This is a genomic window from Ekhidna sp. (assembly GCF_965247405.1).
Taxonomy (GTDB): domain Bacteria; phylum Bacteroidota; class Bacteroidia; order Cytophagales; family Cyclobacteriaceae; genus Ekhidna.
This window is the reverse complement of record NZ_OZ252014.1, coordinates 1,822,161-1,835,544: the sequence shown is the minus strand read 5'-3', so window position 1 is coordinate 1,835,544 and position 13,384 is coordinate 1,822,161. Positions and strand designations below refer to the sequence as shown.

Genomic DNA, 13,384 nt, shown 5'->3' with positions numbered 1-13,384 from the left:
TTGTGTTACTCGTTCCATCAATATCGGTTATTGAAGGCAAAACCATTCGCCTTACTCAGGGAGACTATTCAAGTGAAAAGGTCTACGACGATACTCCTATCGATGTGGCCAAACAGTTTGAAGACCATGGGATTTCGCGCATCCATCTAATTGATTTGGATGGGGCGAGAAAAGGCACTTCTGTTAATTATGATATTCTTCACATGGTGGCCGCTTATACGGACTTGAAGGTAAATTTCACAGGTGGCATACACACAGATGGGGATGTCATCAAGGCATTTGAATATGGCGCGGAAAGTATTACTGCGGCTTCAGTTGCTGTTTCTCACAAAGAGCAATTTGCCAATTGGCTGATGTCTTATGGTAGGGAAAAGATTGCGTTAGCGGCAGATAGCCTTCAAGGAAAAATTAGGATCAGAGGGTGGCAGAAAGCCACTTCAAATGACTTATTTGAACACATCGCCTACTTCTATAATCGAGGTTTAAAATACCTAAAGACGACCGATATTTCCAAAGACGGAGCAATGGAAGGCCCATCATTTGACCTTTACAGGGAATTATTAGCTGAATTTCCAGATCTCTGCATTTTTGCAAGCGGAGGTGTGAGAGGGATGGATGACATCAAACAGCTAAGGGATATTGGACTTTACGGAGTAATCTTCGGAAAGGCTTTTTATGAAGGAAATATTTCTCTGGATGATATTGACAACTACCAGTCTGTAGTAGCTTAAGGAGACTCCTCTGTGTCGTATTTGAATTTGTAAAGAAAGTAGAAGATAAAATTGTATTTGCTCACAGAGTCATCTTCTATAGAATCAGCCTTTACCTGCGGTTTTTCGTATTCTTCAGATTCACGGGGTTCTTCTCTAACTTCTTCTTGATAGTCTGCCTGAGTAGCAGGGGAAGTATATTCTCCATCCGGACGAATCATAGTCTGGTCTGACTTTCTTCTACCTTCTTGTTGCTCCTGAGGTTTAGCTTCCTGACCGTTAGTAAACGTACCAGCAAAGCCCAGATTGATCATGAAAATCAAAAGGAGAGCAGAGAATATATTTCGGTAATTTTTCAAGACCTTCATCTTAACCAACAAAATAACGAAATAATTGGCGGAAGGTTCAGCTTTTTTACAAAACTTAACTTTCATTTTTGAAGTATTTCCAGATTAAATATTGCTGATTTGATAAAAATGAAAAAGCCTATCAAAATAGACAGGCTTTAATATTTCTTAAACATGTCTCGTCCTGAAATAGCGTTACACAAAAGAATGTGTAATGAAGAAATATGTAAAGCGGACTCAGAAAGACTATAGTTTAACACTCAAGCTACAAGTAGTCAAAGAGATTGAATCAGGTGAGCTATCCACGAAAGCGGCTCAGCGCAAGTATGGAATCCAAGCCAGGTCAACAGTGATGAACTGGTTGCGAAAGTATGGTAGTTTTGATTGGGAGAATCAAACACCCTCCAACATGCCTAAAACACCAGAACAGAAGGTCATGGAGCTGGAAGCAAAAGTGAAGCTGTTAGAGAAACAGAAAAAGCTTCTGGAGCATCAGGTAGCGCAAGCAGATAAGAAGTCAATCATTTTTGATATGATGATTTCACTGGCAGAGAAGGAATATTCCATTCCTATCCGAAAAAACTCTTTACCCGAACAGTCGACCTCTACAGAGAACGATACGAAGAAAGCCTGACGGCTACCTGTAGACTGTTTGGGGTAAGTAGACAGGTTTATTACCGAGCAATTCATTCAAGAAAACGTAGACAAGCTACTGCTCAGAAAGTTATTGAGATGATCAAAGAAATACGCATAAAACAGCCCAGGGTTGGTACCAGAAAACTGTACCACCTTTTGAAGGGTGAGCTGATGGAGTTAGGAGTTGGAAGAGGTCGGCTCTTCAGCATCTTAAAGGCTAATCACATGCTTATTGAACCCAAAAGAGGGTATCATGTGACGACTGACTCCCATCATTGGTTCAGAAAGCACCCTAATCTCATTGAAGAAATGACTCCAGTCAGACCCGAACAAATATGGGTGTCTGATATCACTTATGTTGGCAATCGGGATTATCCTATGTATCTGGCTTTGATAACCGATGCGTATTCAAAGAAGATTGTAGGGTTCAATCTCTCCGATTCATTGAAAGCAAGAGGGGCTTTGAAAGCTCTGAAAATGGCTGTCAAACAAAGAAACTATCCTAATCAACCGTTGATCCACCACTCAGATAGAGGCTTCCAGTATTGCTGCGACCAATACCAGCAAGCTTTAAAGCAAAACAATCTGGAATGTAGTATGACCGAAAGTTATGACCCTTATGCTAATGCTGTAGCTGAACGAATCAATGGAATAATCAAGCACGAGTTCTTACTTGATTATCAATTAAGCCTGACTGATATGAATCAATTAGTCAGGGAAAGTATTAATACATACAACAGGATAAGGCCTCATTCCTCTTGTCAGATGAAAACACCAATAGAGATGCATCAACAATGTGAAATAGAAATTAAAACCTATAAAATGAAAAAGAGTAGCAGGTCAATACCTACTACTCTTTAAACTTGATTTATTTTTATCCTAAACCTGTAACGTTTATTTAGGACGGGTCAACACCGTATTATTAAAGGGTTCGTTTCACTTCTTTCACCTCAAACCCTTCAATGATATCACCAACTTTGATGTCGTTGAAGTTCTTTATGCTAAGACCACACTCGTAACCGCTTTTCACTTCTGAAACATCTTCTTTGAATCGCTTCAACTGGTTGATCTCTCCGGTATAAACCACGATCCCATCTCGAATTAACCTCACTTGATTTGATCGCTTGACAATTCCATCTGTGACGTAACATCCTGCTACGGTTCCTACTTTTGAAATCTTAAAGACATCCCTCACCTCAATGTTACCTGTGATTACTTCCTCACTGGTAGGCTCAAGCATGCCTTCCATTGCGTCCTTCACATCATTGATTGCATCATAAATGATTGAGTAAAGTCTGATCTCGATTTCTTCTGTTTCAGCCAGTCTTCGCGCACCGCTCGATGGTCTCACCTGGAAACCAACAATAACCGCATCAGACGCAGAAGCAAGCAATACATCAGATTCTGAAATTTGCCCCACTGCTTTGTGAAGGATATTCACCTGCACTTCTTCGGTTGAAAGTTTAAGTAGTGAATCAGCCAATGCTTCAATAGATCCATCCACATCACCTTTGACAATCACGTTAAGCTCTTTGAAGCTTCCGATAGCTAATCTTCTGCCAATTTCATCAAGGGTAATATGTTTCTTGGTTCGAATAGATTGCTCGCGGAGAATCTGCTCTCGTTTGTTGGCAACCTCTCGTGCCTCCCTGTCGCTCTCCATCACGTTAAACTTGTCTCCTGCCTGTGGAGCACCATCTAAGCCAAGCATCAATACTGGTGTGGACGGCCCTGCTTTATCGAGTTTTTGTCCCCGGTGGTCAAACATCGCTTTCACTTTACCAAAATATGGTCCTGCAAGTACAACATCACCGATTTTAAGCGTACCCGCTTGTACCATAATGGTAGAAACATAGCCTCGTCCTTTATCAAGAGAAGCTTCCACAACAGATCCTACAGCCGGCTTGTCCGGGTTAGCTTTAAGCTCAAGCAATTCAGCCTCTAGTAAGACCTTATCTAGTAGTTCATCAATTCCTTCTCCTGTCTTTGCAGAAACATGCTGACACTGATATTTACCACCCCAGTCCTCAACCAAGATATTGATATTGGAGAGGTCTTCTTTGATCTTATCTGGATTAGCGTTTGGCTTATCGACTTTATTAATGGCGATAACAATTGGAACACCAGCTACTTGAGCGTGGTTGATTGCCTCTTTCGTTTGAGGCATCACTGAGTCATCCGCCGCTACCACAATAATCGCTACATCTGTAATCTTCGCACCACGTGCACGCATCGCTGTAAACGCTTCGTGACCAGGGGTATCAAGGAAAGCTACACGCTTACCACTGTTGGTCATCACATCGTATGCGCCGATGTGCTGAGTTATACCTCCGGCTTCTCCTTCTGTGACTTTTGATTCTCTGATGTAATCAAGGAGGGATGTTTTACCGTGATCTACGTGCCCCATGATCGTTACAATCGGGGCGCGATCTGCCAGCTTGCTTTCATCGTCTTCCTCCTCAATAATGTCAGTTTCTTCTTTCGCTTCCGTGAAGTCTACATCAAAACCAAACTCATCTGCAATTACCGTGATGGTCTCTGCATCCAATCGCTGGTTGATGGAAACAAACATTCCAAGCGACATACAAGCCGAAATAACGTCATTGGCAGATACATCCATCAAGGACGCTAAGTCACTAGCCGAAATATATTCGGTTACTTTTAGTGTTTTTGAAGCTTCTTCTGCCTGCTGCTGCCTCTCTTCTTCTTCCTCAGCTCTGGCTGATCTTTTGTCTTTTCGGTATTTGGATCTCTGTGATCCGCCTTTTCCACCACCTCCGCTTAATTTAGCGAGCGTTGCTTTAATCTTATCCTGAATTTCCTTATCGGAAAGTTCCTCGGTTTTTCTTCCGGAGTGTGATCTTCCTCGATCTCCTCTTCCACCTCCTTTTTGAGGTCCTCCACCAGATTGCTGTATACGTTTTCTCGGACGCTTCTTTCTGTCTTGGTTAGAGTCTGATGAAGCAACGGGTTTAGGTTTGTCTTTAGGGAGTTCGATCTTATCCAAAACCTTCAATCCACGAAGAGAGTCAGCTTTCGCCTTGATCACTCCTTTATCATCATCCTTTTTGTCTTCCTTTTCTTCGGATTCTTTAGGCTCTTCTTTAGCAGGAGCTTTGTCTTCAGGCTTTTCTTCTGTTTTCTCCTCAGGCTTTTTCTTTTCTTCTTTTGGCTCCTCTTTTTTTGCTTCTTCCTTCTTGACTTCTTCCTTCGCAGGCTTTTCTTCTTCTTTCTCCTCTTTCTTCTTTTTATCCAGATCGATCTTACCTACAACCTTGGGACCATCTAGTTTTGTTTTAGCAGAAATCTTTTCAGGCTCAGGCTCAGCTCCAACATTATCCTTTATAAGGATTCTTTCATCCTCACTTTTCTCATCCGCAGAAACTTTGTCTGCATTGATAACCATGTTATCGGTTTTACCACCGATTGTTAATTCAGATGCCTCTTCCTTGTCATGAGCTGAATCTGCAAACGCACGGGCAAGCATATCATACTGCTCCTGTGGAATCTTGGAGTTAGGGTTTGAGTCTACCTCATGTCCCTTCTCTTTCAAGAATTCCAGGATAGTATTCTTACCTACGTTTAGCTTTCTTGCTACTTGACTTAATCTGTATTCTGCCATATAAACCTCTCAAAATTACTTTATTCGAACTCCTGGCTTAGAACCCGAATCAATTCATGTACTGTTTCTTCCTCTAAATCCGTCCTTCTTACCAAGTCGTCTGTTCCAAGTCTTAGAACGCTTTTGGCCGTGTCTAATCCAACACGTTTAAGCTCGTCGATGACCCAGTCTTCTAATTCATCAGTAAACTCATCCAGATCAACATCTTCCTCTGAGCTTTCGTCCAACTCACGGAACACATCGATCTCCATCCCCACCAATTTACTAGCCAATTTAATGTTTTGGCCGCCTTTTCCAATGGCCAAAGATACCTGATCTGGCTTGAGATAAACAGATACTCTGTCTTTCTCTTCGCTAATTTTCATGCTTGTAATCTTTGCAGGGCTCAATGCACGTGCTAAATAAAGCTCAAGATTATCTGTAAAATTGATTACATCAATATTTTCATTTTGCAGTTCTCGCACTATTGAGTGAATACGCGATCCTTTCATTCCCACACAAGCACCAACAGGATCTATTCTGTCGTCATAGGATTCAACGGCCACTTTAGCTCTTTCTCCAGGCTCTCTTACGACATTCTTTATCGTAATCAGTCCGTCATATACTTCTGGGACTTCAGCTTCAAAGAGTCTTTCCAAGAAAACCGGAGATGTTCTGGAAAGGATGATTTTAGGATTTCCATTAACCATCTCTGCTCTGTGTACAATTGCACGAACAGTGTCTCCTTTTCTATATCGGTCTTTTGGAATTTGCTCTCCTTTCGGAATGGTAAGTTCATTGCCTTCACCGTCAGTCAACAGCACCTCTCTGCCGAGTACCTGGTACACCTCACCTTGAATAATCTCACCAACCAGGTCTTTGTATTTTTGGAAGAGAATGTCTTTTTCAAGATCTTTAATTTTTTGAATAAGCGTCTGACGAGCTGTCATTACAGCCCTACGCCCAAAATCTTCTAACTTAATTTCTTCAGCAACTTCTTCACCAATCTCAAAATCTGGCTCGATTTTACGAGCTTCTGAAAAGCTGATTTTATCATGATCCCAGATATCTTCGGAATTGTCATCCACAATTTCACGGAACCTCCAGATTTCAAGGTCTCCATTGTCGGCATTTATTACAATATCGAAGTTATCATCGGTCTCAAATTTCTTACGGATCATTGTTCTGAATACATCTTCCAGAATTCTGATCATGGTTGGGCGGTCAATGTTTTTGCCTCTGGCAAAGTCCGCAAACGAATCAATTAATACTGACGCTTCCATCTTATTTGAATGATACTTTTACTTTTGATTGTTTTATTTCTTCAAAATCCAGCGATTGATTTACTTTCTTTCCTTTCAATACAATTGCATCTTTTGTTACTTCCACTAGCTCACCTTCTTCCATCTGCCCGTTGACTAACTCCACCTGAAGGCTTCTTCCTACATTTTTTTCATACTGACGATGCAGTGTTATTGGAAAATCTAGTCCCGGCGAAGACACCTCCAATGTGTATTTGCCGGGCATTATGTCATTTTCCTCCAGCTCAGCTCCGATCTTACGGCTGATGCTACTACATTCATCAATTGAGATGCCATCATCTCCATCAACAAAAACAAGCACCTTTTGATTTCCGGTGTTTCCTTTGACTTTTACATCTACAAGAAACAATGAATTTTTGTCTGAAATTGCCTCTTCAGCCAGCTGCCTGATTACCTGCTCTTCTTTCATTTCTATGAATGAAAAGAGGGGACTGATGTCCCCTCTTTCGGTATTCTAATAATTTAACTCTTGCAAAGGTAGGAAACTAAAATGGAAATATGCTATTTCGTGATGAAAATCTCCAGATTCGACGAATTCAAATCTATTCAAACAATAAAACTCAATGTTCATCTAAAGTTAGACACCATAACATGTTGATTTTTTGGAAATTATAGCATGTTGATCTAATTTTTACACACAGTTACAGGAATAGTCTCACCGCCAAACTTTTAACCAATTAGTAAACCATTAAAGACCGACTTGACTGGTCAGCCTTAGTTCAATAAATATCCCCAATTATGAGCTTTAATAAGAGCGTAGCATTTGCTGCATTTATTCTAGCCTGCACATTGTCTTTTGCACAGGACAACTCAGTAGGAATCAATACAAATTCTCCAAACTCAAATGCCGTTTTGGAGCTTGTTTCGCCAAATTCAAATCAGGGGTTCTTGGTTCCCAGATTAACAACGGCCCAGAGAAATTCTATGTCATTGAACAACCTGGATAACGGGTTGATGGTTTTCGACACGGATGCCGATTTGTTCTATTTCTGGAATAATGGCAGTTGGAAGGCAGGACTTGGAGTGATCAACGTATCAACAGCAGGGGGGGATCTGACAGGTAATTATCCAAATCCGGTTATTCGAACGGATGCGGTATTTGGCGATAAAATCAGAGATGATGGGGTATCTACTGATAAAATCCAGAACAGCAGTATTATAACATCAAAAATTGCTGACAATGCTGTTACGACCGATAAGCTCGCTGACTTTGCCGTTACCGGACAAAAACTAGAGGATGTTGGTATTACTCCTAGTACATATGGCAATCAATTTACGGTTTTACAGTTAACAGTTGATTCTAAAGGTCGGATAATCGGAATAATTGAAACGCCAATTCTGATTACTTCAACACACATCACGAACCTTACCATTCTCAATGAAGATATAGCTAACGGCACCATTAAGATTTCCAAACTAGATTCTGATGGGAACACAGATAAAGTACTCGCAATAGACGGGTCTGGTGCAATTTATTGGGAAGATCGAGCAGCATTTACTTCATCAGTTCTGGATGAGGATAATATTTATATTGGAAACTCCTCTTCTGTTGCAGAGGGACTTCCGGTTAGTGGAGATGTTTCTATCACTAATTCTGGGTCATCTGCAAACGTTCAGATCGAACCTGGAGTCATAGTAAATGCAGATATTAATGCATCTGCAGGAATCAATACTGCAAAACTGGCCGATGGATCTGTTTCGAATACAGAATTCCAGAATATCAATAATCTTGATCAAAGGATCGCAACAACGGATAATGTTACGTTTAACAATGTTCAGGCAGATGGCTCACTTGGCTTAGCAGCGGGAACAACAGTGAATGAGTTGTCGACGGACGGAACGTTGGTGGGCAACAGTGATGATGCGTTACCCACGGAGCGCGCGGTAAAGAACTATGTAGATACGCAGGTAGATGCGGAGAACGTGGATCCCTCCGTCAGGTCGTTCTCCGCATCTACCTGCGTATCTACATAGTTCTTCGTCGCTGCATCCTGGGCCCCTACCGGATCCGTCAAATTGCTGATGATCGAGGTGTTCACGTCCATCGATCGCGTGTACCATTCGGGTCAATAACTGATCATTGGCCATCCGTGAACGTGCCCGCTGATACATCTAAGGTGTTCGCCGTCTACCTGGATCGTTACATCTGAGTTCGTTACCGTGAACCAGGCTGCTGCCGATCGTGGTAACGCCATTCACAGACGCGATGCAATCCGGGTGATCTGTCAATATGGCCGCCAGCGTCAATGGTGCCTGCACTCATCATCTAAGGTCATTCGTCCGCTAGGGCATCAGTTACCAGGTCCGAGTTCGTTACCCGATCCCCCATCGATCGTTAACGCATCTACCACCTCAGCATCTTCTACCGCATTGTTGTATCAGGTCGTAAAATCGCCTGTGTTCGATAATCTGTCGCATCTGCCGACTCACTACCACCTCAGACCGCCTGGTTCGTCCCGTCTCCTACATATAAATGGATGCCATCCGCCAGCGTCGTTGATAGCCGCATCTACTTCCGTATCTACATAGTTCTTCGTCGCTGCATCCTGGGCCCCTACCGGATCCGTCACATTGCTGATGATCGAGGTGTTCACGTCCACAACCCCTGTACCATTCGGGTCAATAACTACATTCCCATCCGTGTCTGTTGAAGAGATGGTGTTGCCGTCTACCTGGATGTTGTCCGTGTTGGTTACCGTGAAGGAGGCTGCTGCCGGTGTGGTGCCTCCAATCACAGACGCATCAATCGGGGTGTTGTCAATATCTCCCCCGTTGATGGTTAAATCATCATCAACCTCATCGTCCTCTACCGCACCAGCTACCAGGTCAGTCAAACCCGTGTTGTCGATCGTGAAGTCCCCTGACACTGCACGGCTGTTTATCGTCGTGCCATCGCCAATCAAAATCTGTCCGTCTGCCGAAGCATCTACCTCAGACTGATTGTTCGTCGCATCTCCTACAAAAATGGATCCCTCCGTCAGGTCGTTCTCCGCATCTACCTGCGTATCTACATAGTTCTTCGTCGCTGCATCCTGATTTGCTACCGGATCCGTCACATTGCTGATGATCGAGGTGTTCACGTCCACAACCCCTGTACCATTCGGGTCAATAACTACATTCCCATCCGTGTCTGTTGAAGAGATGGTGTTGCCGTCTACCTGGATGTTGTCCGTGTTGGTTACCGTGAAGGAGGCTGCTGCCGGTGTGGTGCCTCCAATCACAGACGCATCAATCGGGGTGTTGTCAATATCTCCCCCGTTGATGGTTAAATCATCATCAACCTCATCGTCCTCTACCGCACCAGCTACCAGGTCAGTCAAACCCGTGTTGTCGATCGTGAAGTCCCCTGACACTGCACGGCTGTTTATCGTCGTGCCATCGCCAATCAAAATCTGTCCGTCTGCCGAAGCATCTACCTCAGACTGATTGTTCGTCGCATCTCCTACAAAAATGGATCCCTCCGTCAGGTCGTTCTCCGCATCTACCTGCGTATCTACATAGTTCTTCGTCGCTGCATCCTGATTTGCTACCGGATCCGTCACATTGCTGATGATCGAGGTGTTCACGTCCACAACCCCTGTACCATTCGGGTCAATAACTACATTCCCATCCGTGTCTGTTGAAGAGATGGTGTTGCCGTCTACCTGGATGTTGTCCGTGTTGGTTACCGTGAAGGAGGCTGCTGCCGGTGTGGTGCCTCCAATCACAGACGCATCAATCGGGGTGTTGTCAATATCTCCCCCGTTGATGGTTAAATCATCATCAACCTCATCGTCCTCTACCGCACCAGCTACCAGGTCAGTCAAACCCGTGTTGTCGATCGTGAAGTCCCCTGACACTGCACGGCTGTTTATCGTCGTGCCATCGCCAATCAAAATCTGTCCGTCTGCCGAAGCATCTACCTCAGACTGATTGTTCGTCGCATCTCCTACAAAAATGGATCCCTCCGTCAGGTCGTTCTCCGCATCTACCTGCGTATCTACATAGTTCTTCGTCGCTGCATCCTGATTTGCTACCGGATCCGTCACATTGCTGATGATCGAGGTGTTCACGTCCACAACCCCTGTACCATTCGGGTCAATAACTACATTCCCATCCGTGTCTGTTGAAGAGATGGTGTTGCCGTCTACCTGGATGTTGTCCGTGTTGGTTACCGTGAAGGAGGCTGCTGCCGGTGTGGTGCCTCCAATCACAGACGCATCAATCGGGGTGTTGTCAATATCTCCCCCGTTGATGGTTAAATCATCATCAACCTCATCGTCCTCTACCGCACCAGCTACCAGGTCAGTCAAACCCGTGTTGTCGATCGTGAAGTCCCCTGACACTGCACGGCTGTTTATCGTCGTGCCATCGCCAATCAAAATCTGTCCGTCTGCCGAAGCATCTACCTCAGACTGATTGTTCGTCGCATCTCCTACAAAAATGGATCCCTCCGTCAGGTCGTTCTCCGCATCTACCTGCGTATCTACATAGTTCTTCGTCGCTGCATCCTGATTTGCTACCGGATCCGTCACATTGCTGATGATCGAGGTGTTCACGTCCACAACCCCTGTACCATTCGGGTCAATAACTACATTCCCATCCGTGTCTGTTGAAGAGATGGTGTTGCCGTCTACCTGGATGTTGTCCGTGTTGGTTACCGTGAAGGAGGCTGCTGCCGGTGTGGTGCCTCCAATCACAGACGCATCAATCGGGGTGTTGTCAATATCTCCCCCGTTGATGGTTAAATCATCATCAACCTCATCGTCCTCTACCGCACCAGCTACCAGGTCAGTCAAACCCGTGTTGTCGATCGTGAAGTCCCCTGACACTGCACGGCTGTTTATCGTCGTGCCATCGCCAATCAAAATCTGTCCGTCTGCCGAAGCATCTACCTCAGACTGATTGTTCGTCGCATCTCCTACAAAAATGGATCCCTCCGTCAGGTCGTTCTCCGCATCTACCTGCGTATCTACATAGTTCTTCGTCGCTGCATCCTGATTTGCTACCGGATCCGTCACATTGCTGATGATCGAGGTGTTCACGTCCACAACCCCTGTACCATTCGGGTCAATAACTACATTCCCATCCGTGTCTGTTGAAGAGATGGTGTTGCCGTCTACCTGGATGTTGTCCGTGTTGGTTACCGTGAAGGAGGCTGCTGCCGGTGTGGTGCCTCCAATCACAGACGCATCAATCGGGGTGTTGTCAATATCTCCCCCGTTGATGGTTAAATCATCATCAACCTCATCGTCCTCTACCGCACCAGCTACCAGGTCAGTCAAACCCGTGTTGTCGATCGTGAAGTCCCCTGACACTGCACGGCTGTTTATCGTCGTGCCATCGCCAATCAAAATCTGTCCGTCTGCCGAAGCATCTACCTCAGACTGATTGTTCGTCGCATCTCCTACAAAAATGGATCCCTCCGTCAGGTCGTTCTCCGCATCTACCTGCGTATCTACATAGTTCTTCGTCGCTGCATCCTGATTTGCTACCGGATCCGTCACATTGCTGATGATCGAGGTGTTCACGTCCACAACCCCTGTACCATTCGGGTCAATAACTACATTCCCATCCGTGTCTGTTGAAGAGATGGTGTTGCCGTCTACCTGGATGTTGTCCGTGTTGGTTACCGTGAAGGAGGCTGCTGCCGGTGTGGTGCCTCCAATCACAGACGCATCAATCGGGGTGTTGTCAATATCTCCCCCGTTGATGGTTAAATCATCATCAACCTCATCGTCCTCTACCGCACCAGCTACCAGGTCAGTCAAACCCGTGTTGTCGATCGTGAAGTCCCCTGACACTGCACGGCTGTTTATCGTCGTGCCATCGCCAATCAAAATCTGTCCGTCTGCCGAAGCATCTACCTCAGACTGATTGTTCGTCGCATCTCCTACAAAAATGGATCCCTCCGTCAGGTCGTTCTCCGCATCTACCTGCGTATCTACATAGTTCTTCGTCGCTGCATCCTGATTTGCTACCGGATCCGTCACATTGCTGATGATCGAGGTGTTCACGTCCACAACCCCTGTACCATTCGGGTCAATAACTACATTCCCATCCGTGTCTGTTGAAGAGATGGTGTTGCCGTCTACCTGGATGTTGTCCGTGTTGGTTACCGTGAAGGAGGCTGCTGCCGGTGTGGTGCCTCCAATCACAGACGCATCAATCGGGGTGTTGTCAATATCTCCCCCGTTGATGGTTAAATCATCATCAACCTCATCGTCCTCTACCGCACCAGCTACCAGGTCAGTCAAACCCGTGTTGTCGATCGTGAAGTCCCCTGACACTGCACGGCTGTTTATCGTCGTGCCATCGCCAATCAAAATCTGTCCGTCTGCCGAAGCATCTACCTCAGACTGATTGTTCGTCGCATCTCCTACAAAAATGGATCCCTCCGTCAGGTCGTTCTCCGCATCTACCTGCGTATCTACATAGTTCTTCGTCGCTGCATCCTGATTTGCTACCGGATCCGTCACATTGCTGATGATCGAGGTGTTCACGTCCACAACCCCTGTACCATTCGGGTCAATAACTACATTCCCATCCGTGTCTGTTGAAGAGATGGTGTTGCCGTCTACCTGGATGTTGTCCGTGTTGGTTACCGTGAAGGAGGCTGCTGCCGGTGTGGTGCCTCCAATCACAGACGCATCAATCGGGGTGTTGTCAATATCTCCCCCGTTGATGGTTAAATCATCATCAACCTCATCGTCCTCTACCGCACCAGCTACCAGGTCAGTCAAACCCGTGTTGTCGATCGTGAAGTCCCCTGACACTGCACGGCTGTTT

General features: G+C 45.2%; 10 protein-coding genes. 4 read left to right on the top strand and 6 right to left on the bottom strand.

The annotated features are described in order from the left end of the window. Window positions 1-2: 2 nt before the first annotated feature. Complete coding sequence (locus ACP14Y_RS08200; protein ID WP_424962473.1) at window positions 3-731, top strand: HisA/HisF-related TIM barrel protein; 729 nt, start codon at window positions 3-5, stop codon at window positions 729-731. On the opposite strand, the gene ACP14Y_RS08195 is transcribed toward ACP14Y_RS08200, so the two are convergent. Next, window positions 728-1,144 carry a hypothetical protein gene (locus ACP14Y_RS08195; RefSeq protein ID WP_424962472.1) on the bottom strand — a complete coding sequence of 139 codons (417 nt, stop codon included), beginning with the start codon at window positions 1,142-1,144 and terminating at the stop codon, window positions 728-730. The two genes, ACP14Y_RS08200 and ACP14Y_RS08195, sit on opposite strands and share 4 nt — an antisense overlap. Before the next feature lie 127 nt (window positions 1,145-1,271). Here ACP14Y_RS08195 and ACP14Y_RS08190 point away from each other — a divergent pair, with 127 nt between their 5' ends. Continuing rightward, window positions 1,272-1,691 carry a transposase gene (locus tag ACP14Y_RS08190; protein WP_424961088.1) on the top strand — a complete coding sequence of 140 codons (420 nt, stop codon included), beginning with the start codon at window positions 1,272-1,274 and terminating at the stop codon, window positions 1,689-1,691. Beyond that, window positions 1,616-2,554, top strand: a complete 939-nt coding sequence (locus ACP14Y_RS08185) for an IS3 family transposase (RefSeq protein WP_424964428.1) — start codon at window positions 1,616-1,618, stop codon at window positions 2,552-2,554. The genes ACP14Y_RS08190 and ACP14Y_RS08185 overlap by 76 nt, the downstream gene beginning before the upstream one ends. A 61-nt stretch (window positions 2,555-2,615) precedes the next feature. Here ACP14Y_RS08185 and infB read toward each other — a convergent pair whose 3' ends face one another. From infB to rimP, 3 genes are read right to left on the bottom strand one after another with little or no spacing between them, the layout of a single operon-like run. Next, window positions 2,616-5,315, bottom strand: a complete 2,700-nt coding sequence (gene infB, locus ACP14Y_RS08180) for a translation initiation factor IF-2 (protein WP_424962471.1) — start codon at window positions 5,313-5,315, stop codon at window positions 2,616-2,618. A 20-nt stretch (window positions 5,316-5,335) separates the two neighbouring features. Then, window positions 5,336-6,577, bottom strand: a complete 1,242-nt coding sequence (gene nusA, locus ACP14Y_RS08175; protein WP_424962470.1) for a transcription termination factor NusA — start codon at window positions 6,575-6,577, stop codon at window positions 5,336-5,338. A gap of 1 nt (window position 6,578) precedes the next feature. Then, window positions 6,579-7,025, bottom strand: a complete 447-nt coding sequence (rimP, locus tag ACP14Y_RS08170; RefSeq protein ID WP_424962469.1) for a ribosome maturation factor RimP — start codon at window positions 7,023-7,025, stop codon at window positions 6,579-6,581. 329 nt (window positions 7,026-7,354) lie between these two features. Between rimP and ACP14Y_RS08165 the strand changes: the two genes are divergently transcribed. Beyond that, window positions 7,355-8,590, top strand: a complete 1,236-nt coding sequence (locus ACP14Y_RS08165; protein WP_424962468.1) for a hypothetical protein — start codon at window positions 7,355-7,357, stop codon at window positions 8,588-8,590. Window positions 8,591-8,682: 92 nt separating this feature from the next. On the opposite strand, the gene ACP14Y_RS08160 is transcribed toward ACP14Y_RS08165, so the two are convergent. Beyond that, window positions 8,683-8,811 (bottom strand): hypothetical protein, encoded by a 129-nt coding sequence (locus ACP14Y_RS08160; RefSeq protein ID WP_424962467.1) that lies wholly within the window; start codon window positions 8,809-8,811, stop codon window positions 8,683-8,685. Window positions 8,812-9,045: 234 nt separating this feature from the next. Beyond that, complete coding sequence (locus ACP14Y_RS08155) at window positions 9,046-13,371, bottom strand: beta strand repeat-containing protein (protein ID WP_424962466.1); 4,326 nt, start codon at window positions 13,369-13,371, stop codon at window positions 9,046-9,048. Window positions 13,372-13,384 lie beyond the last annotated feature (13 nt).